Raw genomic sequence first — 25,724 nt, 5'->3', positions numbered from 1 at the left:
TGATCTTGCCCAGCAACAGTGGACACCCCGTTAAGGCAGTACACTGAACGAGGTGACCCCATGGCAAGGCAAGCAGCGGCGATGAAGAAGACCCGTACCCGTTACTCCCAGGCCTACAAGGACGAGGCCCTGGCACTCGCTGATCGTGTTGGCACCAGTGCCGCCGCTCGCGAGCTGGGGCTTCAGTCCAGCCAGCTCTATCAATGGCGAGCCAAGGCCCAGCAGCAGCAAACCGTCTCGGCTCGCGAGCAGGCCTTGGCTGACGAGAATGCGCGGCTCAAGCGTCAGCTGGCTGAGAAGTCGGAAGAGCTTGAAATCGCAAAAAAAGCCGCGGTGTACTTCGCGAAGAGCCTGAAGTGAAGTACGCCTTCATCGAGCAGCACCGTCAGGCCTTCAGCGTTCATCGGATGTGCGCGTTTCTCGGTGTCGCCCGCAGCGGCTACTACGCCTGGCGACAGCGTGGTGGTGAACCGTCTTCCCGCCGCCGCCGACAAACGATCACGGATCAGCGCGTGGCTCAGGCCTTCGAACAGGGCAAGGGGCGCTCAGGCGCCCCCAGGCTGACCCGCGACCTGAACGATGCTGGCGTACCCATCTGCCGTAATACTGTGGCCGCCAGCCTCCGTCGGCAAAACCTGCGGGCGAAAGCCGCTCGCAAGTTCAAGGCCACCACGAATTCACGGCATGGCCTGCCAGTCGCACCGAACCTGATGGAGCAGGACTTCACCGCTACGGCACCGAATCAGAAATGGGTCGGCGACATCACCTACCTGGCAACGGGTGAAGGCTGGCTCTATCTGGCGGTGCTGATTGATCTGTACTCACGCAAGGTGATCGGCTGGGCGATGAGCGAACGCATGACGGCTGACCTGGTCAGCGATGCCCTGAAAATGGCCCTGTGGAGCCGGAAGATGCCCAAAGGCGTAATTGTCCATTCAGACCGCGGGAGCCAGTACTGCTCGACGCTGTACCAGTCGCTGCTGATGCGTCACGGTCTCAAGTGCAGCATGAGCGCCAAGGGCAACTGTTACGACAATGCCTGCGCTGAGAGCTTCTTTCACAGCCTCAAGGTCGAAGCCATCCACGGCGAGCGGTTCGTGACCCGTGAGGCGATGCGTCGGCAGGTATTCGAATACATTGAGTTGGACTACAACCGGCAACGCCGACACAGTGCAATCGGGATGATCAGTCCAGAGGCCTTTGAGGCCCAAATGATCGCTTAGACCGGTGTCCACCAATGCTGGGTAAGATCAAAAGCTGCCACTCCAATTTAACTTTTCGACTCGATGACCGTTTCGCGGAAAAATGCCGATGCCGCGACTTTTTGACTCGCCCACCCACAGGTAAGAACCGGCCCACTCTCTATATTCGGGGGTCGACAGCGCAGGATCTTCACATTCCTGAACCACCAAGACATCAGCTCGCAAGCTATCTGCTTCTGCAAGCTTTCGTCTGAGTGCGCCATTACAGTTCCAGGTTACGACTTTCATTGATAGAGACAGTTAACGCCGCGCTCTGCGGCAGATTTGGAGCGCAGCGGAAAATTTGTCCGACAGCAGCGCCTTGTTATACGGGACGTATGTAATGACCTTATCCATTCATTGTCTATCAAAATATAGCGATCACAAAATCACACCCTGTACTTCTTTAACATTTTTTCGCTTACAAAGTACAAGTTACCTTTAGCTCTGGTACAGGCTACATAAAGCTTATTTCTAGTAGTTGGAGGCAACTGAGCTAGCTGACCAGACTCAAAGGCTCTAAAAGTCGTTGGGTTAAGTACCACACATACGTCCTGAAAGTGATCAAGACCTTTAGTATTCCCCCAATTTTCATTGTACCCATAGTAGGAATTGCTTTTCTGATAAAACAGCTTAACTATGGAATCATTAAAATAGATATCTTCAACCTCCTGACTGTCGTCAACGAGGCGGACTTCTACTTGATCTTTACGATTAGACTGAATTTCAATTTCCAACTCGCTTTCCACAAAAGAACATACGCTTGGGCTACAACGATAACTGTGAGACAGTGATTCCAAGTCAACAGAAAATCCGGCATTAGATATCTTTTTACAATATTTACGGAAGCAGCCGTGTAGATTTTTTTGAGTATTTCCGTCTCTGCTGGTATCGAATGTGTGTTGAAAGAAATCCCCTACAAGAAGCATCTCAACATTTATATTAGCTAGAGTACATATAAAGTTAAAATCGTTAGCTGCAAAATCCTGAACTTCGTCGATGCATACGAGATCAAAAAATGTCTCTATTCGTTCTATCACTTCAGGAACAACGTCAAATTCGATTAACAATTTGGCTACACGGCTTGCAAAAAGTCGATCGTTTTTGTCAAAGTAGTGTTTCCTAGTATCTTTGGCGCTTCGCTGAGAATCCATTGGCAATGGATAGTTAAAGTTGATCCCTTTTGTTTTCACTTCGTAGCCGCATAAGGGCCTATAGCAAAATGAGTACAAAAATGTAAAATAAGAATATACTCGAACTCCTGCCGGAATTTTTCCTAACTTTTGAATTATTCTGTTTCTAAGGTGCTTAGTATTATTGTCGGTATACGTCACAATGAGACATCGACTGTCTTCTTCTACTCTATCAATGATGCTTGATGTTTTACCTGAACCAGCGACAGCAAAGATTACTCGTTTATCCATGCAATGGCCTGCTTAATATATCTTGGTATATCTAAATTTTCTTCATAATGGTCTACAAGTCTAAATGCAGCCTCAGCCTTATTGTCTAGCATAAACTCAAGAGGTTGCTTTTTTATGTTTCCTCCTGAAAACAATTTATCGCAAATGGATTTATTGTCTTGATACATGCAGACCTCAAATGTGTATCGGGTATTGTCTGCATCTGAAAATACCTTGATATGGTCAGCAACATGATCCTCATAATTGTCTACACAATTGGATTGATAATCTTCGTCATTATCACGAATCACTGCGACTCTTATCCCCAACGTTTTTGCTAACTCCATGTACCGTTTAAAACTAGTCCCGCCAACAGAAATTACATGAACAGAGTCTTCATCGAGACTTCTACCCGTTTCTCGAGAATATAGTGTATCCAACAGCATGTATTCGGCATCGCCTTCTACCAGGATAACCTTGGCTGAAAGAACAAACTCTAGAATATTGTTGTCAGGGGCCTTCATAAAAAACTTGGCTGTTGACGATGAAAGGTTTTTAAGCATTAGAGGGCTATCACTAGAGCTATTGAGTAGTATCGAATATCGCAAATCTAGGCGTGTGCTGATTAGGCTATTGTGTGTAGCAATAATGATTTGATTTTGGTGAGAGTCCGATATTTTTGAGATCAGCCTCTTCATGTTGGAATGGCTTAAATGATTTTCAGGCTCTTCTAACAACAGAGTGTCTATAGATTTCTTGTCTGCATTTCTACTTAACGCGAACTCGGTTTTTATGAAGCATTGCTGACCCTTTCCTCTTTCATCTATCGGAATTTGATCTTGAATAAGAGCTATATCAGTCTCTAAATTAAACTTTGACCCAGAGCGAACTGAAAATTCATAGTCCCCTAGCCTATCGTTAACTTCTTTTAAATTGTTTTCTTTAAACTGAGTCTTATGATGGCGGTATTCGTTTTTTAGCCTAACTCTAGTTGCATGATCAACAGTTGAATCATATACGGACTTTGTATATTCCCTGTTTGCATATTCGCTATTGATTTGTGAGCCATCAATAGTTAAACACTTTAGGAAACGGCGATATCCAGAATAGGCCTCTCCATTAAATGTCACAAACTTGACCACATAATATTCAAACGGAAAATTTTCGTTTTCTTCAGCAAGGACCTGATTTATCTCGGCAGCAAGATCTTCACTCGGATGGCAAATCATGTGCAATCCGCTTAAGCTAGCATTATCTGAATTGTGCTTTCCCACGAGATCGGGATTGCCATCATTACTTAAATAAATTTCTACATGTATTTCTGGAAGCTTTTCAAAAGACTTGTCGGTAGTAAAAAATTCAGCGATAGCATCTTTATTTAGGATTGATTCAATGCCAATGGTCTCTACCTTGTTTCGACTACCACTCGCCACTAGCTCTATCGCTTGAAGAATCGAGCTTTTTCCTGACTCATTATCACCAATTATCGTATTAGTCTCAGAGCTAAACTCAACCTCAAATTGTCTAAATCTTTTAAAGTTGAAAAGCTTGAGCTTTTTAATATATTGCATTTCTCACTTCCTCATGAGTCATCAAGGCAATACACGCACATGTTTCGGTTGCCCGTATAACAGGCATTAGGCAACGTGCCTTCACTCGCGCATTTTGTTCGCCGCCGCTCCAAATCCTGAATGGGGCAGCGAACAGGTCTAGGACGATGCAGGATTAACCGCGACTTCACGAGCGCGCGGAGATGCAGAACGGTTCAATGTGAGATCCTAGATAGCGTCGGTACTCCTCTTCGATGACCGCCTTGGCTTCAGACAGTTCCCCCTCTATTTGATTGAACAGGCGTTGCAGCTCTGGCGCAGGTTCGCCTCCATCAAAGCGTGCGCCGTTCTGCCACAAGACGCGCGCCTCAGTCAGGGCATTGAACACCTCTAAGAGATACCCGGTAACCTTTTGAGCCGTTTCTTTCGTGATGTAGATTTTGTTCCGATCGAAGTGAGCCTTGTACTCGTCGAACTTAGGCAAGGCGGCCTCGTAGGCTTCTTTAGTGCCAAGCTTCTTCCGCCCGAAGTAGTCGGGCTCCAGAGTGTCTCTACAGGCTTTGTACAGAGCCACGAGCAGCTTGTAGTTCTCGTCGATGATCTCGCCTCGGCGCTTTATGAGCTGCTCGAACAACGCCTTGTCCTTGTCAGCCAAGCTGGCAAGTAGTAGCTCGCTTTCCTTCCTCTTATGAGCAACCTCTGACTTTGCAAGGTCAAGTTGATGTTGCAAAACGGCGGATTGTCGTTCGAACGAGTGCTGATCCCGCAATTTGATCCGGTTTTGCCAGACAGCGGCTAGAATGCCTGCGAGACCCCATACGGCCCCCTTCACTCCAACGTACTGGTCGAAGAATACGGTAAACCACTCCATCAATCCCTCCCCTGCCTAACGCCCGCTTCAGCTGCGCCAAAGCCGAAGCTTTTTTGTGTTATTGTTTGAGCGCAGCGAGTAACACAAAAACGCGTAGGTTTTGGCGTCAGTCTGGAAGCGCTTGTTAGCCATACCCAATCATCCGAGTAATTACATTTACCGCCGTACTTGCCGCAACTTGCAGGGAGGTATCTGATGATTTTTCAAATATCGTTTTCAGAATGGCTATATTCGATCTTCTATCGTCAGATATTTTACCGCTCTCGAACACCATGTTCAGATGGGAGAATCCCTTTGATGTCAGTTGATAGCCTCCGGATTCGAGCTCTCTCAATAGTTGTTCAGAGATCAGGAATTCGAGAGTCCCTTCGTATATTGCTTCTTGGCGGTGCCTGTCGTAGCGCTGCTCATTCTCTAATACATTAATTTTTTCTTTAACAGCCGGAATTTGTTGCCTAACCCTGCTTTTCAACTCTTCGTCATCTGTCATTTCGACGATATCGGCGAAGTCGTTCTTCATTTTGAGATTCTTCAACTCTTCGCTCTGATCAAAAGTAAGATATTCAGAGATTATTGAATTCCTATCGAGTCGAGCTGAAATTGGAAACGAGTCATAGAGAACCTCAAAAATCTTGGCTGCGTATATTGCGAATTGATCTATATGTACTGACATCTCGATACTCTTTCTTCTGGCTAACAGGTATTAGACAGCTCGCACGTTTATTGACTTGAACGAGCATGCGTGTTCAACAATCTTATCAGCGCAACCTTTCCTCAGCTAACCCTTTGATTTCATGAAACCCAAAGGAAACCTTGGCCACCTATACAGAATTCGCACGCTTGCGCGTTTTGCCAGTGCCAATAATACTGTATGTACATCCATGCATCGAGAGGATAGGAGTATGGATACGCACAGCAAACCGACGAAGCTGATGGACAGGGTCAAGACCACCTTGCGGGTGAAACGCTAAACCCTCACAACGAAGAACAAATTGTGATTGGATACATAAGTAACGAAGTGAGCTTCGGTGGTAAGATCGCCCGATAAATCGGGCTCCTACCAGAGTGCAAATGCCCCAGTGTTATCGTCAGGCAGAATGGCTCGAGCAATTGCGGCAACAAGAGTGGCCATCGGGCACGCTACCGCCCCTACCAGGCAAGCCATGATGGCTCCCTGCCATCCCTGCGGTAGTCCCTGCGCTGCTTGTTGGTGGCATATCGCCTGATCGTCTAAGCGACCTTAAACACTCAGCGTATGCGAGAGTGCCGATGGATGCCACACCGCGATTGGTCGCAGGTGAGGCTCAACTGGTGTCGGCATCCATACCGGCCGCCGAAGCATCAGGCGCCCAAACGCAAGGCCCCCGAGCCAGGTGACTGACTCGGGGGCTTGGTGTGTGAGCGGTTTAACACTCAGCCTCAGCGGCGGCACGCAGCCCCTTCCCCAGCATGTAGGGGTTAGCCCGCCGGCTTCTCGCCACGAACCGCCGCTTCGATCACGGCGATGTCGATTTTCTTCATCGTCATCATGGCATCGAACGCCCGCTTGGCGGCGGCGCGGTCGGGGCTGGTGTAGGCCCTGGTCAACGCGATGGGGGTAATCTGCCAGGAGATGCCCCACTTGTCCTTGCACCAGCCGCACTCGCTTTCCTGGCCGCCGTTTCCGACGATCGCCTTCCAGTAGCGGTCGGTCTCGGCCTGGTCCTCGGTGGCCACCTGGAACGAGAACGCCTCGTTGTGCTGGATGCCTGGCCCACCGTTCAGCCCCAGGCAGGGTATGCCCATCACGGTGAACTCGACGGTCAGGACATCACCCTGCTTGCCCGCCGGGTAGTCTCCCGGTGCGCGATGGACCGCACCGACGGCGGAGTCGGGAAAGGTGCTGGCGTAGAACCTCGCCGCCTCCTCGGCATCGCGCTCGTACCACAGGCAAATCGTGTTCTTGGCAATCGTCGTCATGGTTTCCTCCCTCATGGCTGCAGGTCGAGTATTGCCCGGTGGCTTTCCTCCAGGCACAGGGCCACTGCCAAGTGGCCGACGCCGATTCACCCTGGTGCGCTACCGGGACCTCTCACCCTCTAGTCGCGCGACGACGGCCCAGATCGACAGCCGGCGAGGATTTTTTCCATGGAGGCCGATCCGACGGGGCTTCGCCGGCATGCGCTATGGCTCCGGGGTAGCCAGTGCGGCCTCTACCGTCTGCTCGGCGTGGATGGCGGTGGTGTCGAAGAGGGGCACGTCCGTATCGCCTGCCTGGATCAGCAGCCCGATTTCCGTACAGCCGAGGATCACGCCCTGGGCGCCCTGCCCGGCCAGCGAGGCCACGATCTCCAGATAGGCGGCTCTGGAATCTGCCCGGATCTCACCGCGGCACAGTTCGTCGAAGATGACGGCGTGCACCCGCTCGCGCTGGGGAGCATCGGGAATCAGCACCTGGATGCCCTGCGCCTCCAGGCGCTCCCGATAGAAGGCCTGCTCCATGGTGAAGCGGGTGCCCAGCAGTCCCACCTGGGTCACGCCCTGCCGGTGCAGCGCGTTGGCGGTGGCATCGGCGATGTGCAGCAGGGGAATCGCCACGGCCTGCTCGAGCTGCGGGGCGACCTTGTGCATGGTGTTGGTGCACAGCACCAGGAAGTCGGCGCCGGCCGCCGCCAGGGACCGGGCCGCCTCGCCGAGAATCTGCGCCGTTGCCGCCCAGTCGCCGCGGCGCTGGAGCGCCTCGATCTCGGCGAAGTCCACGCTGTAGAGCACCAGCCGGGCGGAGTGCAGCCCGCCCAGACGCACCTTCACCCCCTGGTTGATGAGCCGGTAGTAGGTCTGGGTCGATTCCCAGCTCATGCCGCCGATCAGCCCTATCGTCTTCATCTTCCCTCCTCTTATCCCAGGATAAAGATCACGCAGGCGGCGGTGAGCGCCCCCATCACGCCGTTGAAAACCCGCCAGGCGCGCGGCGTGTCGATCCAGCGGCCGATGGCCATGCCGAAGCCCGCCCAGAGCGCGATGCAGGGCAGCGCCACCAGCTCGGCGAAACCGGCCAGCAGCAGGGCGTTGACCAGGGTGTTGCCGTCGCCGGGCAGGAAGCCCGCCATCAGCGCCAGCCCCATGACCCAGGCCTTGGGGTTGGCGAACTGGAAGGCCGCCGCCTGCCAGAAGCCTAGCGGCCGCCCCTCGCCGCGCCTGCGCAGGTCCGGCGGCGGCGCCGTGGCGATGCGCCAGGCCAGGTAGAGCAGGTAGCCGCTGCCCACCACCCGCAGGAGGGTCTGCACCAGCGGGTAGCGCTCGAAGAGCAGGCCCAGCCCCAGGGCGATACCGGCGAAGAGCAGGAAGCAGCCCCCCAGGATGCCCAGCATGTGCGGCAGGGTCCGCAGGAAGCCGAAGTTGGCCCCGGAGGCGGTGAGCATCACGTTGTTGGGGCCCGGGGTGATGGTCATGGAGATCATGTAGAGGGCCGCCGGCCCCAGGAACGCCACCGCTTCCAGCATATTGCACCCATACAATTTCGGGGTTATTGTCGATATAGCCTGTGAGTTTTCAGCTTAACGGGCACAATCCTGGCGTCAAAGGTTTTATTGTCACCATGACAATCTGGACTCCCCATCTCGCGGAGACGGGCCCCCGCTACCGCGCCATCGCCGAGGCGATCGCCCGGGCCATCCAGGCCGGCGAGCTGCCCGCGGGCCGCAAGCTGCCGCCCCAGCGCCACCTGGCCGATGCCCTGGGCGTGACCGTGGGCACGGTGTCACGCGCCTACGCCGAGGCCGAGCGTCAGGGCTGGGTCTCGGCGCGGGTGGGCAGCGGGACCTATGTGCGCGGCGCCGAGCAAGGCTCGGCCGCCCCCTTCCTGGCCGCCGCCTCGGCGGAGGACGACGGCCTGGTCGACCTCAGCCTGAGCCTGCCGCCGCCCCACGCGTTGCGTGCCTCGCTGCTGGGCCAGGCGCTCGCCGGGATCGCCGAGGATCGCGCGGTGCTGGAGCGCGCCGTGGCCTACCAGCCGGAGCGCGGCCTGGCGGGGCACCGCGAGCGCCTCGCCACCTGGATGACCCGCCTGGGCATGCCGGTCTCGCCGGAGGCGCTGGTGATCACCCAGGGGGGCCAGCACGGCATCGACCTGACGCTGCGGGCGCTGACGCGCCCCGGCGAGCGGATCACCGCCGACGCCCTCACCTACCCCGGGCTGATCGGCGCCGCCCGCCAGGCGCACCTCAAGACCCTGGCCGTGCCCCTGGACGACGCGGGCATGGACGTGGAGGCCCTGGCACGGCTGTGTGCCCAGCAGCCGCCGCGGCTGGTCTACGTCACGCCGGACCAGAACAACCCCACCGGCGCCGTGCTCAGCGAGGCGCGGCGCGAACGCCTGGCCGAGCTTGCCCGGCAGCATGAGTTCTGGATCCTGGAGGATGGGGTGCAGTACCTGCCGGTGGCCGAGCGCGGCACCCCGCTCTACCGGCTGGCCCCGGAGCGCACCCTGTTCGCCTTCAGCACCGCCAAGGTGCTGGCGGGGGGCTTGCGCATCGGCGCCCTGCGGGTGCCGGAGGCGCTGCAGGAGCCGCTGGGTGCGGCAGTGCGCGCCCAGAGCTGGATGGTCCCGCCGCTGATGGTGGAGGCGGTGTGCCGCTGCGTGGAGAGCGCCGATGCCGAGCGCCTGCTGGCCTGGCAGATCGACGAACAAGCCGAGCGCCAGCGCCTGGCGCGCCGGTGGCTGGCGGACTATGCCCCGTCCGGGCGGCCCCACGGCAACAACCTCTGGCTGACGCTTCCGGAGGGGCTGCGGGCCGCCGAGCTGCTCGCCGCCCTGGAGAAGCGCGGCGTGCGCCTGACCGGCCCGGAGCCCTTCTGCGTGGGCAGCGAGCCGGCGCCCCAGGCGGTGCGGCTCTGCCTGGGCGGGGCGCGCTCGCGGGAGGCGCTGACCCAGGCCCTGCGGGCAGTGAAGGAGACCCTGCAGGCGCCCCCGCCGATCCCCTGGCGCACACTCTGACCCCCGACGGATGGGTGACGCGGGGGCCGTTTGGCCTTACGTTCAGGGGGAGTGCTCGCCATAAGCCGCGTCGGCATCGCCGCCGTCACCCGCCCTGGCGAGATGCGCATCCATTCACCAGGAGCCGCCATGATCGCCGTCATCTTCGAAGTCGTGCCTCATCCTGACCAGCGCGACCATTATCTCGATATCGCCGCCGGCCTGCGCCCGCTGCTGGAGGAGATCGAGGGCTTCATCTCCATCGAACGCTTCGAGAGCCTGGCCCAGCCGGGCAAGCTGCTCTCGCTCTCCTTCTGGCGCGACGAGGCGGCCATCGCCGAATGGCGCCGGGTGGAACGCCACCGCGCCGCCCAGTCCCTGGGCCGCGAGGTGGTCTTCGCGGACTACCGCCTGCGCGTGGCCGGGGTGATCCGCGACTACGGGATGCGCGACCGCGACCAGGCGCCGGCGGACAGCCGCGAGCGGCACGGCCCGGCGACGCGCTGATCCATCAGGGAACGTGGGGCGGCGCCGCCGCCGGGGCGGTATGGTTGAGCCCGATGATATAGAGAATGAATGACAGGGCTGCGCCAAGCAAAAAAAGGAGTCAGCCCCTTTTCTCAACTTTACTTAAGCATTGGTTTAAGGCTTCACATCTTGTGCGCTATTCCAACCAAAGGCGTCAATTTCAGTTTTCCGTTCGATGAAACGTTCACGTAGTTTCTTCACTATGAGAATCTTTGTCGGTAGCCCTCAACATCGCACGAATGCGGTCAATGTGGACTTGCGAGTCTTTGGCTCGCTGGGAAATTGATGTGAGAGATTTTTCGCCTTCCTTTTTGCTCATGGTCACGAGCAGATTCTGGCGCTCCTCAAACATTCTCAGCGCAACCCAGAGAGTTTCTTCTATCTTGACTGTTTGCTGAGCAAGCAGCACCGAGGAGGTGAAGGCATGACCCGTATGACAGCGGTACCTTAGGAATTGTCCATCCTCCACTTTCCATAACACGCCACCACAGTCAGGACAATTAAATGGCACCTGATCGCCGAGCGCCTCGACAGACGGCAGATCGCTCAAGACCCGCTGTGCGATCTTTGCCTCGATCACAATGTCCTCTGGAGCCGGCTTGTTCTTAGGCAGTTCCCTACTGACGAGCTCGGATAACACCGCCCCCATCCCGGCTACCGGCAAACAATAATCGGCTCCAACATTCGCTATGACGGATTGCGGCATATCCGGATAAGACGCATCCTCAGGATCCTGTGCAATGCAGATGCCCCCGCATCTTTTGATCGCCATCATGCCACTGGTGCCATCATCCAGGTACCCTGTAAGGATAATTCCTACTACACGGTTGCCATAGGACACTGCTGCGGAACGAAACAAGGGATCAATAGCTGGACGCGAACGGTTTTCCCGGGCACCTTTGGTGACGAGAATCTTACCTTTCGCGATCAGCATATGTTGATCGGATGGTGCCAGATAAATATGACCGCTTTTGAATGGTTGTTTATCGTGCGCATGTACACAGGGCAGACTGCCGCTCTCATTCAAGCCCCTGACAAGCGCTTCTCCGGTGGTATCTGCGCTCATGTGGTTGACTATAAAGACTGGAGCCGGAAAATCTTTCGGTAATTGAGCTACCAGCTTCTTCAATGCTGCCATGCCACCGGCGGACGCTCCAATAACAATGAGCATTGGACTTCTGATTTTATTCATCACAACCTCTATCGATGAATGTGCTGGGCCAGGGCTTCGCCGGTGTCCGCCCCGCTCGGAAAGCGGCGATAGATGAGATTCGGGCACGCCACCACCCCTGCCTGGGCATATGGCGATGATCACCCGTCATCCATGAGATAGTCGCTGCGCGCCGCGAAGGGTGACTCTCATGGCCCGGTAGCGGAGGCTTGATGATTGAGCCTATGCGAGGCCTTGCAGGGTTGCAAAGTCGAGTTTGAGCGTAAACCAGAACGTCGGCCGGATTGGCGGTGCGGTCAATCAGCCCAGGATGGAGATCACGCAGGCGGCGGAGAGAGCGCCTATCACGCCATTGAAGATCCGCCGACACAGTTCCGGCGGCGGAGCCGTGGCGATGCGCCAGGCCAGATAGAGGAGATAGCCGCTGCCCACTACCCGCAGGTGGTCTGCACCAGCGGATAGTGCTCGAAGAGCACTCCCGGCCCCAGGGCGATGGCAGTCCTGGTGCCATCGAGGCGAAAGAGGCTTACCGCGAGCTCGAGGAGACGCTCAACGCCGTCACCGTGAGCAGGATCAGGCCCATGCCGACCAGCTCGAGCCCGACCAGGCGCTCATCGAGCACCAGGACGCCGAACAGCGAGGCCGTGACCGGCTCGACCATGGCCACGATGGCGGCCACCGCCGGGGCGGTATCGTTGAGCCCGACGACATAGAGGATGAACGACACGCCGGCGCCGAGCACGCCCAGCGTGACGAAGAGCGGCCAGCTCGGGGTGCCCAACGCCGAGAGGGTCTGGCCGGTATCGCCCAGCGGGAAGAGGATGAGCGAGAGTAGCGCGAAGGCGATGACGAGCGTGGCCTGGGGGCTGCCGTGGGGGGCGGCGTACTTGAAGCCGAAGATGAAGAGCGCATAGGAGAGCCCGGCGAGCAGCCCGGCGATGACGCCGATGGGGGTCACCCCACCCGGCTGGACGTCGTAGATACGCGTCAGCAGCACGATCCCCAGCATGACCATGACGATGGCGGCCCACTTGAGCGGCGTGGGCCGTTCGAGCTTGAGGGCGAAGGAGACGAGAAAGACGAACACCGGGGCGCAGTACATCAGCGTCGCCGCCACCGAGACGCTGCCCTCGGAGATGCTCACGAAGTAGAAGGTGAAGTTGCCGGCAACCCCCAGGCCGGCCAGCAGCGACCAGCCCCATAGCCGAGGGTTGGCCAGCCCGCTGCTGCCCGGGCGCAGCGCCAGCCAGGCGAGCACGAACACCAGGCCGATCGCGCCGCGGTAGAACGAGACGACGAGCGGCTCCCAGCCGTCGGCCATGAGCACGCCGCCGATGCCACCGGAGAGCCCCCAGAACAGTGCGGCCAGCACCACGTACAGCGTACTCAATGTCGCCATCTGCGCTCCTTCTCGTGGTGTCGGTGTCGGTGAACCCGCGGCGCGCTCGGCGGCCAGCGGCTCAGGGAAGGGAGCCGAGAACGCGGCGCATGATGGTCACCGCCTCGCCGCCGTAGTCTCGCGCCTCGATGTCGCGCCATCCCAGGCGCCGATAGAGCGCCTGCTGATCCGGCGTGTAGAGGTAGAAATGCGCAACCCCATGGGCATGCGCCTCGTCTTCCACGCGCCGGACCAGCCGCGAGGCGATGCCCCGGCCGCGCCACCCGGGCGGCACGAAGACCGAGGCCAGCCAGGGCGTCAGGTCGCGGCGGTCGCTCATGTCGTCGGCCACCAGGCTGGCGGTGCCCACCGGCGTATAGCCCTGCAGGGCGACAAACACCGACGGCACGCCGCCCGGCCCGCACTCCTCGCGCAGCAAGGCAATGGCGGTATCCAGACTTCTCCCCGGGTGCAGATGCCCCCAGGTATCGTGGGTCCACTGAGCCAGGATGGCCACATGGGGCGAGTCGCCCTCGAGGCGGGCAATCCGGATCCGTTCCGGCATCTGGGGGGTCCTCTTGTGGTGCTCCATGATCGCCGCGCTTGCCGGCACCGCCTGGCCATCGCGATGCGTCCGGTACGCTGGCGCTTGCCAACCCTACGATAACAAGGGGCCAGGGTGTAAGGCCTGCCCCTGGCCGCCTCCGCCCCGCCCTGCGCCTCGGGGTTTCGTCCCGGGGCCGGTCAACGGCTACGCTTCAGGCATGATCGCACTGGCAGACATCCAGCGGGCGCAAGCGCGCCTCGCCGACACGCTCGCCCCCACGCCCCTGGTGCTCGACCACGCCTTGAGCGACAGGCTGGCGCGGCGGGTCTGGCTCAAGGGCGAACTCTTCCAGCGCACCGGCTCCTTCAAGGCGCGTGGCGCCCTCAACTGGCTGCGCACCGCCGGCCCGAAGGAACTCGCCGGCGGGCTCGGCGCCGTCTCGGCCGGCAACCACGCCCTGGGCCTGGCCTGGGCGGCCCGCCAGGCCGAGGTGCCGGTCACCATCGTGATGCCCGAGAACGCCAGTCCCTTCAAGGTGGCCGGCAGTCGCGACCTCGGCGCCGAGGTGATCCTGCACGGCGACATCAACGCCGCCTGGGCGCTGATGCATCGGCTGGTCGAGGAGCGCGGCCTGACCCTGGTGCATCCCTACGACGACGAGCGCATCATGGCCGGCCAGGGCACCGTGGGGCTGGAGATCCTCGAGCAGGCGCCCGCGGCCAGCGCCATCCTCTGCCCCATCGGCGGCGGCGGGCTGATCGGCGGCATCGGCGTGGCCACCGCCAGCCTGCGCCCGTCGCTGGCGCTGCTCGGCGTGGAGCCCGCCGGTGCGGCGAGCATGGCCCACGCCTGGGCCAGGGGCGGCATGCACCGGCTCGCGCATGTCGAGACCTGCGCCAAGAGCCTGGCCGCGGCCATCGTCGGCGAACACACCTATCCGCTCAGCCGCCGCCACGTTTGCGAACTGGTCGCGGTGGATGAAACCGCCATCCACCGCGCCATGCGCCACCTCCTCTACCGCGGCAAGCTCGCCGCCGAGCCCGGCGCCGCCGTGGGCGTGGCCGCCCTGCTGGAGGCGGCCGTGACGCTGCCGCCCGAGGGCGACATCGTGGTGGTGATCACCGGCGGCAACCTGGGGCGCGAGGAGCTCGAGGCCTTCCTGTAGGTGCCCAGCGAGCATCGCGGCTCAATGCATCGGCACCAGGTTCGGCAGCCAGGCCGGCCCCACCATCACCGCTCCGCCGAGCAGGATCAGCGCCACTCCTGCGAGGCGCTTGATGCACTCGCCAGCTCGACCAGCGGTCCGTCCAACTTGCCGCCGAAGCCATCCAGCAGGTCGGCGTGCTGCCTATCGATGAACGATCTCCTCCTTGAGCGAATAGGCAACGCCCAGCACTTCGTTGCAGACCGGCGGCGGATACTCCATCTCCTGCATGGCCTGCAGGATGTCGTCGACCACGGCGACGAATTCGGCCGCGCTGACGTTCATCCCGGTGTGCGTCTCGATCATCGAGCGTCCCGTGTACTCCACGGGGCCGCCAGCGCCGGCCGCAAGGAACTCCTTGACCTTCTCGCGGGCGTGGTCGATGGCTTCCTCATCGAGGGCGCGATAGCGGGGTCCGGCAACCTCGTTCTGGAGGTGCAGCTCGACAATGCGATCGACGAGCTTGTCGATACCGGCGAGACCGCCGAGTCTGTCATACAGGGTGTCACTCATGGCAGATGCTCCTCTCTTGGATGGTTTCTCGCCAGGTGCACTGGGCACCTAGCCAAAAGAGCGTGACAATCCGTGTGACAACCGGAACAAGGAGGGCCAAGCGATGACTGCAACAGAGCTATCGCCGATCCGCGCTGCCCTCGACAGCGGCGACTTCGTCCGGGCACGGGAGCTGCTCGCCGGGCTCTCCGCGCCGCCCTCGGCCGAGCTACTGGAGCTGCGCGCCCAGGCGGCGTACGGGGCCGGTGACCTGGAAGGCACACTGACCGCCTATGGCGAGCTCTACCACCTGCACCTGGAAGACCAGCGACGTCACGAGGCGGCGTTCGCTGCGGTCATGGTGGGCATGTACCTGATGATGGACACGGGCCTGATGGCCACCGTGCGTGCCTGGCTGTCGCGGGCGGAACGCCTGGTGGAAGACGCGCCCGACAGCCCGGTCTGGGCGTGGCTCGCCGCAGTGCGCACCTACGAGCGCCTGATGTGTGGTGACATGCCCGGGACGGGGCACTGGGCTCGACGGGCCATGGCGGGAGGGAAACGGCACGCCCTTTCGCCGCCCTCGATCATCGGCCAGGTGGCCCTGGCCCGGGTCCGCATCCATGACGGCGAGCTCGATGAAGGGCTGAGCGCACTGGACGATGTGGCCGTGGCGCTGAGCTCGGGCAACCTCGACCCCCTCACCACCGGGCAGATGTGGTGCGAGCTCATCTGCGCGATGCAGTGGATCGGCCAGCACGACCGCGCGGAAGAGTGGACCGAAGCCATGGAACGCTGGCGCCAGGGCGCCGCGTTCGGGGGCCTCCACGGCCGCTGCCGGGTGCACCAGGCGGAAATCATGCGCCTGCGCGGGCCCTGCGACGCCGCCGAGCAGGAGGCCCTGCTGGCCTGCGAGGAGCTGCGCCCGTGGATGCGCCGGGAATTCGGTTGGCCATTGACCGAACTCGGCAACGTGCGACTGCGCAAGGGCGATTTCGCGGGCGCCGAGGGTGCGTTCCTGGCGGCCCACGAGAATGCCTGGCTGCCGCAGCCGGGGCTGGCGATGCTGCGACTGGCCCAGGGTCGCGTCGAAGACGCCTTCTCGATGATCGAGAGCGCCCTCGCCTCCCCGTTCGACATCCCGTCGAAGGAGCGCCCGCCGACAGGCGGCCTGAGACGGGCACCCCTGCGCGAGGCCCAGGTCGTTATCGCGCTGGCGGCCGGCGACGATAGCACCGCGCGAGAGGCCGCCGCCGACCTCGCCGAGATCGCCCGGACGTACCAGAGCCGCACCTTGCACAACTCGGCGCTCGCCGCGAGGGGGCGCCTGGCGCTGCACGACGGGCGGGAAAGCGAAGCGATCCGGCTGCTGAGCGAGGCCGTCATGGAGTGGGTCTCGCTGCGAATGCCGTTCGAGGCGGCGACCCTGCGGGTCGAGCTCGCCGCGGCGCACCATACCGCGGGCGACAACAGCTCGGCCGAGCTGGAGCTCGACGCCGCCTGTCGCGCGTTCGAGGCGCTCAACGCCGGGCCCTGGGCGGAGATGGCCCGCGAACAGCTGCCGGCGACGCCCGCGCGGCAGGCGGCCAGCCCCGAGCGCTGCGTCTTCCGGCGCGAGGGCGACATGCGAACGATCACCTACGGCGGCGCCACCGTCCACCTGAGGGACCTCAAGGGCATGCGCTACCTGGAGCGCCTGCTGACGGCGCCCGGCCGGGAGTTTCACGTCCTCGACCTGGTCTCGGTGGAGCGCGGGGCGCTCACCATCGGCAAGCCGTCGGAGGCGCTCGGCGTCGCGACCCCGTGCGGACTGGAGGTGTTCGATTCGAAGGCACGCGAGGCCTATCGGCAGCGGCTCGCCGAGACGGAGGAGGATATCGCGGAGGCCGAGGCGAACAACGACCTGCACCGCGCGGAGCTCGCGCGTGCCGATCGCCAGTTTCTGATCGACGAGCTCCGCCGGGGCGTCGGCCTGAACGGTCGGGCCCGCAGCGTCGGGGGTGGCGTGGAGCGCGCACGCACCAGCACGACCCGTTCGCTGCGCTACGCCCTGGACCGGATTGCTCGGCACCATTCGGGCCTCGGCGAGCACCTCGAACGGACGATACGCACCGGCACCTATGTCGCCTACGCGCCGGATCCCCGCGCACCGGTGGAGTGGACGACCTGACCGCTCTATCGCACGCCGCGTGCCGGTGCGCTGACGCTGGGCGCGGTTAGCCCGGCAACCCTTCGGGGCGAGGCACCCGAATCCCACCGGTGGCCTCATGCCGCTTGGCGCGGTGGGCATGGAGCTTCTGGTAGCTCTCGATCAGCCGCTGGTGCTTCTCCAGCCCCTCCAGCGCCATGCTGGTCGGGGTCAGGCCGTGGAAGCGCACGCTGCCGTTCACCGATCCCACCACGGCCTCCATGGTCGCCTCGCCGAACATGCGCCGGAAGTTGTACAGGAAGTCGTCCAGCTCCATCTCGTCATCGAGGAGGACCTCCAGTACCGCACTCACCGCGCGATAGAAGAGGTTGCGCGCCACGGTGTTGTCGTTGTACTGCAGGAAGATGTCGACCCGCTCCAGCGCCTCCTCGTGCTGGCCCAGCGCCAGGTTGATCAGCAGCTTGAGCTCGAGGATGGTGAGCTGGCCCCACTCGGTGTTCTCGTCGAACTCGATGCCGATCAGGGTGATGATGTCCTGGTGGTCGTCGATCTGGCTCTCCTCCAGGCGCTCGAGCAGGTCGGCCAGCTGGGCGTCGCTCAGCTCGTGCAGGTGCAGGATGTCCTCGCGGAACAGCAGCGCCTTGTTGGTGTTGTCCCAGATGAGGTCCTCCACCGGGTAGACCTCGGAGAAGCCGGGCACCAGGATGCGGCACACCGGCGCGCCCAGGTCCTCGTGGACGGCCATGTAGGATTCGAGGCCCAGTTCCTCGAGGATGCCGAACAGCGTCGCCGCCTCGTGGGCGTTGCTGCCGGAGAAGTCCCAGTCGACGAACTCCACGTCCGAACGGGCACTGAAGAAGCGCCAGGAGACCAGCCCCGAGGAGTCGATGAAGTGCTCGACGAAGTTGTTGGGCTCGGTGACGGCCAGCGTATTGAAGGTGGGCGGCGGGAAGTCGTTGAGGCCCTCGAAGCTGCGGCCCTGGAGCAACTCGGTGAGGCTGCGCTCCAGCGCCACCTCGAAGCTCGGGTGGGCGCCGAAGGAGGCGAAGACGCCGCCGGTCTTGGGGTTCATCAGGGTGACGCACATCACCGGGAACTGCCCGCCCAGCGAGGCATCCTTGACCAGCACCGGGAAGCCCTGGGCCTCCAGCGCCTCGATGCCCTCGACGATGGCGGGGTAGCGCGCCAGCACCTCCCGGGGCACGTCCGGCAGCGCCAGCTCCTCCTCGATGATCTGCTTCTTCACCGCCCGCTCGAAGATCTCCGAGAGGCACTGCACCTGCGCCTCGTGCAGGGTGTTGCCGGCGCTCATGCCGTTGCTGAGGTAGAGGTTCTCGATCAGGTTGGAGGGGAAGTAGACCACCTCGCCGTCCGAGTGACGCACGAAGGGCAGCGAGACGATGCCGCGCGCCTCCTGGCCGGAGTTGGTGTCGATCAGGTTCGAGCCGCGAAGCTCCCCCTCCGGGTCATAGATCGCCCGGCAGTACTCGTCGAGGATGCCCGCCGGCAGGGCGTCGTCGGGGCCGGGCTGGAACCACTCCTCGTTCGGGTAGTGGACGAAGGCGCTGCCCGCGATCCGCTCGCCGAAGAACTGGTCGTTGTAGAAGAAGTTGCAGCTCAGCCGCTCGATGAACTCGCCCAGCGCCGAGCAGAGCGCGCTCTCCTTGGTAGCGCCCTTGCCGTTGGTGAAGCACATCGGCGAGGCAGCGTCGCGGATGTGCAGCGACCAGACGTGGGGCACGATGTTGCGCCAGGAGGCGATCTCGATCTTCATGCCCAGATCGGCCAGGATCGCGGTCATGTTGGCGATGGTCTGCTCCAGCGGCAGGTCCTTGCCCTCGATCCAGGTGGCGCCCTCGCCCTGTGCCTTGTCCAGCAGCAGCGCCTGGGCGTCCTCGTCGATGTTGTCGACCGCCTCGACCTGGAACTCGGGTCCGGTCTGCACCACCTTCTTCACCGTGCAGCGGTCGATGGAGCGTAGGATGCCCTGGCGATCCTTGTCGGACAGGTCCGCCGGCAGCTCCACCTGGATCTTGAAGATCTGGTTGTAGCGGTTCTCCGGGTCGACGATGTTGTTCTGCGAGAGCCGGATGTTCTCGGTGGGAATGTCGCGCGCGTTGCAGTAGACCTTGACGAAGTACGCCGCGCACATCGCCGAGGAGGCCAGGAAGTAGTCGTACGGTCCCGGCGCCGAGCCATCCCCCTTGTAGCGGATGGGCTGGTCGGAGATGACCGTGAAGTCGTCGAACTTGGCCTCCAGCCGGAGGTTGTCGAGATAGTTGACCTTGATTTCCATGGACGGGGCACCGGAGCGTTGGGCGAAGCGAGGGTAGCAAACCCGCCATTATCCAGTTTTTTGGGGGCTTCGTCTTGGTCGAGTGGTCAAAAAATCGCCAATCCGAGCGCACCGGGGGCAATGCCCCGCTGGTCCCGAGGCCCTGGGCTCGGCGCGGGAACGGCACGGTGATGGCGGCGCAGGGCGGTGACCGGGTGCCCTGCCCCTTGCGTGGGCGTCGCCGCCGAGCACCATGCCGACGATGCTCAATAACGGTAGCGGAACTCGATCATGTGGAAATCCGCCCCGGTGGTATCCGAGCCATTAACGCCGGCATCGGAATAGTGCAGAAACCGATAGCCGAGCCCCAGCTGTCGATATAGCGGCCCCCCGATGCCCAGGGTCAGGGCGAACTGGAAGGGCCCACCATAATCCTGCGTGCCGAAGCGATGCCGACTGAACAGGGCGCCACCCGCGCCCAGGTCCAGGAGGAAGCGCCCATCTTGGCTCCCGAACGTCAACTCCGGGATGACCGACACGACGAGCGCATTCTCCCCCGCTCCCCGCAACACGCCGGCACTCGCCATCAACCGGGTGCCCGTCCCCCAGCCCGAGGTGGAGTAGTTCTCCCAGGGCAGCGCGACGTTGGCCGACAGGTCATACTCCTCGAAATCCTCCGGTGCCTCATCCCCCAGCAGGGTCTTCTCCGAGAGTCGGGCACGCAGGCTGAGACTCTGCAATTCCAGGTCATCGGCAAAGTTCGGGGGGCTAGCAAGCAGGCAAGCGAGGACGATCGGTAACAGCCCGAAAGATACTGAATGGCGAGGCATCCCGATCACTGGCATCGTAGGCGCTCCTGAAGGAAAGACTTATCGGCCAGGCCCATGTTAGTGGCGGGAAGTGAGCGCAGCGCGTCGATTATTTTCGGGGAACGTCGTTGATGTCCGATCACCGGCGTACCAACGCGAAGCTTTGCGGCAATTTTGAGCCGCGAAACGTTGGAAAAATTGTCCGGCAACAGCGGCTGGTTATGCATTATTCGTAGTGGCTCCAGAGCCTGAGAATTTTCACCACTCGCTCATCCTCGAGCACTTGGTAGACCAGACGATGCTGAATATTGATGCGGCGTGAATAAGCCACCGCAAGATCACCAACGAGCTTCTCAAATGGGGGCGGCTTGCGGTATGGGTCTTCTGCGATCGGTGTCAACAATTCTTGGGCTTTTGGTTTGAGCCCGCTGGAGGCGAGTTTCCTTGCGTCCTTCTGTGCTTGCTTGGTGTAAACCAACTTCCATGTCACCAGCCCAGTTCCTCATCACATTCATCCACAGGAGTATCTATCCCCTCACGAATAGACTCTCGCATACCGGGTACGGAAAGCAGGTAAAGTGTTTCCTGAATTGCCGACCAGTCTTCTTCGGATACCAAGACCGCTTTGTTCCGCTTGCCCATGATGACGATTGGTTGGTGGGACTCAGCGGTTTCGTCGATCAACCGATAGAGGTTGCTGCGCGCCTCAGTTGCTGTGATTCCGGTCATGACGCACCTATTGCGTGTTCAACTTTCCGCCAAGTGTACGCCTTCAGGTACGTACGTCAAGACGAACGTCCTGCATAACAGTGATTAGATGGAAATCTGACCGTCGAAGCTGATGGACCGCGTGAAGGCGACCATGCGAGGCTGGACGGGCACCAGCGCGGAGGAAGCACGCTTTGTCACGATCGAACGATTTCCAGGCGCCCGACGAGGTCCGCCGCCGGCTACGACTGGTCTACGATGGCGACTGCCCGATGTGTCGGCGCTATGTGCGCTGGCAGCGCATTCGCCACGACGTCGGCGAGCTCGAGCTGATCGATGGGCGCCAGGCCAGCAAGGCACGCCGCGAGCTCAGCGCCCGGGGTATCGACCTGGATCAGGGCTTCGCCCTGCAGGTCGGCGATCGCTGGTATCACGGCAGCGAGGCCCTGCATCGCCTCACCCTGCTCGGCACGCGAAGCGGCGTATTCAACCGGCTGATGTATCGCCTGTTCGCCAGCCCCCGGCGCGCCGCCCGCCTCTACCCTTGGCTCAAGGCCTGTCGCAATACCCTTCTGCGCCTGTGCCGCATTCCGCCCATCGACAACCTGCGCCGGTGAGCGGCATGGGCGGCACACGCCTTCACGGGCGGCCGGCGGTCGAGGGCGTCACGGCAATCGACCATGGGTCGCCCCGGGACCAGGATCACTTCAGGGTGACCGGCGAGACGAAACTCGGCGGCTTCAGCGCCAGCACCGAACACTGCAGTTGATGGAGCACCGCCTCGGCGGTGTTGCCGATGATGAAACCAGGGATGCCGGTTCGCGCCACCGTCCCCATCACGACCAGGTCCGCCTTCAGCTTCTCGACCAGTTGGGGAATCTGTTTTCGCGCCGACCCCATGGTCAAGTGGACCCGGGGAGACAGGTAGTCATAGGCTTCCGAACCGATGCGCTCGCGAAGTCGATACGTCAGCCTGTCCATGCCGACCTGGTGACGGGACTGTTCCATCTCGACGATGTGTCGCTCCGTCGTATCGGGATCGTTGGCCCAGATGCCCACGAAACCGGCTTCCGGCGCATCCCAGGCATGCACGAGATGAAGCTCGGCGAAGTCCGACAGGGCCAGAGAGAAGGCAAGGTCCAGGATGCTGTCGTTCAGCACCTGTTCGTCGGGCACGGCACGATGGACATCGACATCGACGGCCGCGACGATGCAGCGGTAGTCGGGCCTTTCCCCCGGCTTCATCAGCCATACCGGACAGGGGCACTTGCGCATCAGGTGCATGTCATCGCTGCCGAACAGCAGCCGGCTCCACTCCGGGTTTTCCGCCGTCTTGATCACGAGATCATGGTCATCCCGCAGCACCGCCCGAATGACCTCGATGAACGTGATCCCGGTCAGCACCTCGATATGGCAGGCGACCCGATCGGCATGGGGGACGATCAGCGACTCGATCCAAGTCCGGCGCTCGGCCATCACCGCGTCCCTGAACTCGACGGCTGATGGTCCACGGGGCACCAGGGAGAGGTCCAGCATCTCCTCGGGGATGACATCGATGAGGGTCAGCATTGCCTGGTTATTCTCCGCCAGCGACACCGCCCGGGCGAGCCCGGCCTCCTGGGAGACGGACGGCTCGACGACATAGAGGATGTTTCGGAAGCGTTTCATGCGTTCTCCCCTCCACGGGATTCGACCGACGCCTGGGGCGCCATCACCCGGATGGCGGCCTCCCTTGCGGCGTCTGCGTAAGGCACCAGCACCAGATCCACGCCCTCCTGCTCGAACCGTTGGGCTTCCCGAGGCTGGGAGACGGAGACCGCCACCTTCCCCGCGAACCCCTGCTGGCGAAGGCCATGCAGCAGCGTGCGGTTGATGACGGGGTCCCGGACGGTGCTGACGACCCAGCGAGCCTGGTGCAGCGGCAGGGTGGCCAGGAACTCCGGATCTTCCGCATCCCCGTAGCACACCCGGTATCGGTCGCGTGCATGTTGCTGGACGGTGGTGGGATCGAAATCCACCGCCAGGAGACGACAGCCCCGCTGCCTGAGGTCTGCCGCAAGGGCCGCGCCATAGCGACCCAGCCCGATCAGCAGGACGTCCACCTCATTGTTGTCACCCACCAGGTCATCGAGTTCCCTGTGCGGTACATGGCGCTCGAAGATCGAGAGCCTGGGCGCCAGGCGCTCATAGAGGGCATGCGAATAGAGGATCATGTAGGTGGACACGCTGATGGTGATCAGGCCAACGAGGGTGATCAGCCCCACCGTCTCCTGTTGCAGGTGACCCAGGGCCAGGCCCATCGCCGCCAGGATCAGGGAGAACTCGCTGATCTGGGCCACGGTGAGGCCGGCGAGGAAGCCCGTACGCTTGCGATAGCCCATGTAGCCCATGATGGCCATGACGATCAGCGGATTGCCGACCAGTACGAACAGCGAAAGGACCGCCGAGGCCCCGAGCTGTGCCCCCAGCGTCCCCAGGTCCAGGGTCGCCCCCAGCTCAATGAAGAAGAACAGTAGCAGGAAATCGCGAAGGCTCACCAGGCGTGACGCCACCTGCTCACGATAGGGTGTCGAGGCGATGGACACACCGGCGAGGAAGGCCCCGACTTCCTTGCTAAACCCGAGGGCCTCCCCTGCCATGGCACCCAGTACCGCCCAGGCGATGGCGAAGAGCATCAAGAGTTCCGACGAGTGGGCCAGTCGATGCAGCAGCCCCGGCAGGACATAGCGCATCAACAGGGCCACCCCCGACAGCATGGCGGCACCTGTCAGCAGGACTTTCAGGGCCTCCCAGCCCATGTTGACGTCGCCGTCGGCCTGGCCGTAGGCGGTCAGGCCGATCATGACCAGGACCACCACGATGTCCTGCACGATCAGGAAGCCGACCGCGATCCGACCATGCAGGGAGTCCACCTCCCGCTTGTCGGACAGCAGCTTGACGATGATGATGGTACTGGAAAAGGTCAGGGCCACGGCCACGTAGAGGGCGGTCACCGGTGACATGCCGAGCCATAGCGCGATGACGTAACCCACCGCCGAGGTGAACACCACCTGGCCCAGGCCGGAGGCGAGCGCCACCGGCCCCACGGTCCGAATGATGTGCAGGTCGAGCTTCAGCCCCACCACGAACAACAACAGGGCAATGCCGAGCCGGGCGAACAGCTCGATCTCGGTGCGTTGCTCCACCAGGCTCAAGCCCGAAGGCCCGAGCAGGATGCCCACGCCGATGAAGGCGACGATCAGCGGCTGGCGCAGCAACTGCGCCAGTGCACCTCCCAACACGGCGAGGCCGAGGACCATCCCGATCTGGGCAAACACGCTCTCGAGCATCTTGACCGCCTTCGCAATTGATAACACAACATGCTGATTATGCTTTCTTTTCAGGCCACGCCTTCGGCCACACCCGAAAGTATAATCTAGCCCGTTGCGCAGGATTTGGCCTGATGCGAACGAGAGGCGGCATAGAGGCCCCAGGCCATGGCGGCCGCTGCTGGCCGCGGCCCTGGGCAGGCACTTGCCCGCTGGCATCGAAGCTGCCCTGCCCAGGTGCTTGTCGAAGATGCCCGGCGCGATGGCCGGTCCGACCGTTCAGGCATAACAGACGGTATCAGCTCACTTCGCCTGGGTCGCCAGAAACCCGGTAATGGCCTCGTTGACCCGTGCCGGCTGCTCGAGGGCCGACAGGTGACCGGCGCCCGGGATCACCTGGAAGGTGGAGTCGGGTAGCCGCTCGTGGATCCGTCGGGAGAGCGCCACCGGCAGGGAGCGATCCTCCTCTCCCACGAGAACGAGCGCCGGCACCTGGATCTCGTGCAGGCGATCGAGGACCGAGTCCCGCCGGATCAGCGCGTCCAGGCACAGCAGCGCGGAGGGGACGTGGTTGCCGGCGAACTGCGCCTTCCACTCCTCGACCAGGGGGCGGTTCTTGTGCCGGGTGGTGGCGCCGAACATCAGCCCCGAGATGGCCGGCAGCAAGGGGCGAAAGCCGATGGCTCGAGCCCCGGCGCCCATGGCACGGTACTTCACCTTGTGCCATGCGGTTTCCGCGCCGGCATCCGTATCCATGAGGATGAGACCGGCCACCCGCTCCGGGTGGCTCAGCGCGGCGCGAAGCGCCACCATCCCCCCGATGGAGAGGCCACACCAGAACGCCCGCTCGATGCCGAGCGCGTCCATCACGGCGATGACGTCGTCGACGGCATCATAGAGGGAGAAGCGATCCGTGAGGTGGCTCGACTGGCCATGCCCCCGGAAGTCGGGGTTGATGACGCGGTAGCGATCGGCCAGCACGGGCACCTGCTCGCGCCACATCTCGCCCGAGCATAGAAAACTGTGGCCGAGGACGACGGGGTGCCCCACCCCTCTGTCCTCGAAGGCGATCTGGATGCCTTGGTGGTCAACCACGGTCATGGGTGTCTCCAATTGGGTGGGAATGAAGGGCATAG

General features: G+C 61.5%; 24 protein-coding genes and 1 pseudogene. 6 read left to right on the top strand and 19 right to left on the bottom strand.

What is annotated here, in order from left to right; all coding sequences use genetic code 11:
• Nucleotides 1-60 precede the first annotated feature (60 nt).
• Nucleotides 61-1,223 (top strand): IS3 family transposase gene (locus QLQ83_RS14990; RefSeq protein WP_282734270.1). Its coding sequence is split into 2 segments (ribosomal slippage): nucleotides 61-319 and nucleotides 319-1,223, totalling 1,164 coding nucleotides; the frame shifts between segments, so codons are not numbered across the junction.
• A 407-nt stretch (nucleotides 1,224-1,630) separates the two neighbouring features.
• Here the strand turns inward: QLQ83_RS14990 and QLQ83_RS14985 are convergent.
• The 7 genes from QLQ83_RS14985 to QLQ83_RS14955 all read right to left on the bottom strand — a co-directional run bounded on the left by QLQ83_RS14985 (nucleotide 1,631) and on the right by QLQ83_RS14955 (nucleotide 8,547).
• A complete protein-coding gene (locus tag QLQ83_RS14985) occupies nucleotides 1,631-2,665 on the bottom strand; it encodes a DEAD/DEAH box helicase family protein (protein WP_282736322.1) in 1,035 nt (344 codons plus the stop codon).
• A complete protein-coding gene (locus QLQ83_RS14980; protein WP_282736321.1) occupies nucleotides 2,650-4,215 on the bottom strand; it encodes an ATP-dependent nuclease in 1,566 nt (521 codons plus the stop codon). Before QLQ83_RS14980 ends, QLQ83_RS14985 begins: the two co-directional genes overlap by 16 nt.
• A gap of 166 nt (nucleotides 4,216-4,381) precedes the next feature.
• On the bottom strand, nucleotides 4,382-5,065 hold the full coding sequence (locus QLQ83_RS14975) for a hypothetical protein (protein WP_282736320.1): 684 nt from the start codon (nucleotides 5,063-5,065) through the stop codon (nucleotides 4,382-4,384).
• Between the two features lie 124 nt (nucleotides 5,066-5,189).
• Entirely contained in the window at nucleotides 5,190-5,738 is a 549-nt protein-coding gene (locus QLQ83_RS14970) for a hypothetical protein (protein WP_282736319.1), read from the bottom strand.
• A gap of 785 nt (nucleotides 5,739-6,523) precedes the next feature.
• Nucleotides 6,524-7,024, bottom strand: a complete 501-nt coding sequence (locus tag QLQ83_RS14965; protein ID WP_282736318.1) for a VOC family protein — start codon at nucleotides 7,022-7,024, stop codon at nucleotides 6,524-6,526.
• Nucleotides 7,025-7,228: 204 nt separating this feature from the next.
• On the bottom strand, nucleotides 7,229-7,930 hold the full coding sequence (locus tag QLQ83_RS14960; protein ID WP_282736317.1) for an aspartate/glutamate racemase family protein: 702 nt from the start codon (nucleotides 7,928-7,930) through the stop codon (nucleotides 7,229-7,231).
• Between the two features lie 11 nt (nucleotides 7,931-7,941).
• Complete coding sequence (locus tag QLQ83_RS14955; RefSeq protein WP_282736316.1) at nucleotides 7,942-8,547, bottom strand: LysE family translocator; 606 nt, start codon at nucleotides 8,545-8,547, stop codon at nucleotides 7,942-7,944.
• Between the two features lie 95 nt (nucleotides 8,548-8,642).
• On the opposite strand from QLQ83_RS14955, the gene QLQ83_RS14950 reads away from it, so the two are divergent.
• Both QLQ83_RS14950 and QLQ83_RS14945 read left to right on the top strand, forming a co-directional pair.
• Entirely contained in the window at nucleotides 8,643-10,040 is a 1,398-nt protein-coding gene (locus QLQ83_RS14950; RefSeq protein WP_282736315.1) for an aminotransferase-like domain-containing protein, read from the top strand.
• A gap of 129 nt (nucleotides 10,041-10,169) precedes the next feature.
• The gene (locus QLQ83_RS14945; RefSeq protein WP_282736314.1) at nucleotides 10,170-10,526 is read left to right on the top strand and encodes an antibiotic biosynthesis monooxygenase family protein; all 357 of its coding nucleotides are present in this window, start codon (nucleotides 10,170-10,172) and stop codon (nucleotides 10,524-10,526) included.
• Nucleotides 10,527-10,731: 205 nt separating this feature from the next.
• On the opposite strand, the gene QLQ83_RS14940 is transcribed toward QLQ83_RS14945, so the two are convergent.
• From QLQ83_RS14940 to QLQ83_RS14925, 4 genes and pseudogenes are all read right to left on the bottom strand, one after another.
• Nucleotides 10,732-11,739 carry a chemotaxis protein CheB gene (locus tag QLQ83_RS14940; protein ID WP_282736313.1) on the bottom strand — a complete coding sequence of 336 codons (1,008 nt, stop codon included), beginning with the start codon at nucleotides 11,737-11,739 and terminating at the stop codon, nucleotides 10,732-10,734.
• A 348-nt stretch (nucleotides 11,740-12,087) separates the two neighbouring features.
• Nucleotides 12,088-12,215 (bottom strand): annotated as a pseudogene (locus QLQ83_RS14935) (LysE family translocator); the annotation flags it as partial.
• 29 nt (nucleotides 12,216-12,244) lie between these two features.
• The gene (locus tag QLQ83_RS14930) at nucleotides 12,245-13,117 is read right to left on the bottom strand and encodes a DMT family transporter (RefSeq protein WP_282736312.1); all 873 of its coding nucleotides are present in this window, start codon (nucleotides 13,115-13,117) and stop codon (nucleotides 12,245-12,247) included.
• A gap of 61 nt (nucleotides 13,118-13,178) precedes the next feature.
• Nucleotides 13,179-13,661 (bottom strand): GNAT family N-acetyltransferase, encoded by a 483-nt coding sequence (locus QLQ83_RS14925; RefSeq protein ID WP_282736311.1) that lies wholly within the window; start codon nucleotides 13,659-13,661, stop codon nucleotides 13,179-13,181.
• 199 nt (nucleotides 13,662-13,860) lie between these two features.
• On the opposite strand from QLQ83_RS14925, the gene QLQ83_RS14920 reads away from it, so the two are divergent.
• On the top strand, nucleotides 13,861-14,808 hold the full coding sequence (locus QLQ83_RS14920) for a threonine ammonia-lyase (RefSeq protein WP_282736310.1): 948 nt from the start codon (nucleotides 13,861-13,863) through the stop codon (nucleotides 14,806-14,808).
• A 183-nt stretch (nucleotides 14,809-14,991) separates the two neighbouring features.
• Here the strand turns inward: QLQ83_RS14920 and QLQ83_RS14915 are convergent, their stop codons facing one another.
• The gene (locus tag QLQ83_RS14915; protein WP_282736309.1) at nucleotides 14,992-15,360 is read right to left on the bottom strand and encodes a truncated hemoglobin; all 369 of its coding nucleotides are present in this window, start codon (nucleotides 15,358-15,360) and stop codon (nucleotides 14,992-14,994) included.
• Between the two features lie 103 nt (nucleotides 15,361-15,463).
• Between QLQ83_RS14915 and QLQ83_RS14910 the strand changes: the two genes are divergently transcribed.
• Nucleotides 15,464-17,509, top strand: coding sequence for an ATP-binding protein (locus QLQ83_RS14910; RefSeq protein ID WP_282736308.1), 2,046 nt, complete (start codon nucleotides 15,464-15,466; stop codon nucleotides 17,507-17,509).
• 46 nt (nucleotides 17,510-17,555) lie between these two features.
• On the opposite strand, the gene QLQ83_RS14905 is transcribed toward QLQ83_RS14910, so the two are convergent.
• From QLQ83_RS14905 to QLQ83_RS14890, 4 genes are all read right to left on the bottom strand, one after another.
• Nucleotides 17,556-19,784 (bottom strand): OsmC domain/YcaO domain-containing protein, encoded by a 2,229-nt coding sequence (locus QLQ83_RS14905; protein ID WP_282736307.1) that lies wholly within the window; start codon nucleotides 19,782-19,784, stop codon nucleotides 17,556-17,558.
• A 245-nt stretch (nucleotides 19,785-20,029) separates the two neighbouring features.
• A complete protein-coding gene (locus QLQ83_RS14900; protein ID WP_282736306.1) occupies nucleotides 20,030-20,608 on the bottom strand; it encodes an acyloxyacyl hydrolase in 579 nt (192 codons plus the stop codon).
• A gap of 190 nt (nucleotides 20,609-20,798) precedes the next feature.
• Nucleotides 20,799-21,062 carry a Txe/YoeB family addiction module toxin gene (locus tag QLQ83_RS14895; RefSeq protein ID WP_282736305.1) on the bottom strand — a complete coding sequence of 88 codons (264 nt, stop codon included), beginning with the start codon at nucleotides 21,060-21,062 and terminating at the stop codon, nucleotides 20,799-20,801.
• Nucleotides 21,059-21,301, bottom strand: coding sequence for a type II toxin-antitoxin system Phd/YefM family antitoxin (locus QLQ83_RS14890; RefSeq protein ID WP_282736304.1), 243 nt, complete (start codon nucleotides 21,299-21,301; stop codon nucleotides 21,059-21,061). The genes QLQ83_RS14895 and QLQ83_RS14890 overlap by 4 nt, the downstream gene beginning before the upstream one ends.
• Before the next feature lie 173 nt (nucleotides 21,302-21,474).
• Here QLQ83_RS14890 and QLQ83_RS14885 point away from each other — a divergent pair, with 173 nt between their 5' ends.
• Complete coding sequence (locus QLQ83_RS14885) at nucleotides 21,475-21,897, top strand: DCC1-like thiol-disulfide oxidoreductase family protein (RefSeq protein ID WP_282736303.1); 423 nt, start codon at nucleotides 21,475-21,477, stop codon at nucleotides 21,895-21,897.
• Nucleotides 21,898-21,982: 85 nt separating this feature from the next.
• Here the strand turns inward: QLQ83_RS14885 and QLQ83_RS14880 are convergent, their stop codons facing one another.
• The 3 genes from QLQ83_RS14880 to QLQ83_RS14870 form a co-directional block, all read right to left on the bottom strand.
• On the bottom strand, nucleotides 21,983-22,948 hold the full coding sequence (locus tag QLQ83_RS14880; RefSeq protein WP_282736302.1) for a universal stress protein: 966 nt from the start codon (nucleotides 22,946-22,948) through the stop codon (nucleotides 21,983-21,985).
• Nucleotides 22,945-24,609 (bottom strand): cation:proton antiporter, encoded by a 1,665-nt coding sequence (locus QLQ83_RS14875; RefSeq protein WP_282736301.1) that lies wholly within the window; start codon nucleotides 24,607-24,609, stop codon nucleotides 22,945-22,947. The genes QLQ83_RS14880 and QLQ83_RS14875 overlap by 4 nt, the downstream gene beginning before the upstream one ends.
• A gap of 282 nt (nucleotides 24,610-24,891) precedes the next feature.
• A complete protein-coding gene (locus tag QLQ83_RS14870; RefSeq protein ID WP_282736300.1) occupies nucleotides 24,892-25,689 on the bottom strand; it encodes an alpha/beta fold hydrolase in 798 nt (265 codons plus the stop codon).
• Between the last annotated feature and the right edge of the window lie 35 nt (nucleotides 25,690-25,724).

The sequence above is a fragment of the Halomonas rhizosphaerae genome (assembly GCF_030010555.1).
In the GTDB taxonomy this organism is placed as follows: Bacteria; Pseudomonadota; Gammaproteobacteria; order Pseudomonadales; family Halomonadaceae; genus Halomonas; species Halomonas rhizosphaerae.
The sequence above is the reverse complement of the archived record's forward strand: the minus strand, read 5'-3'. Positions and strand labels throughout refer to the sequence as shown.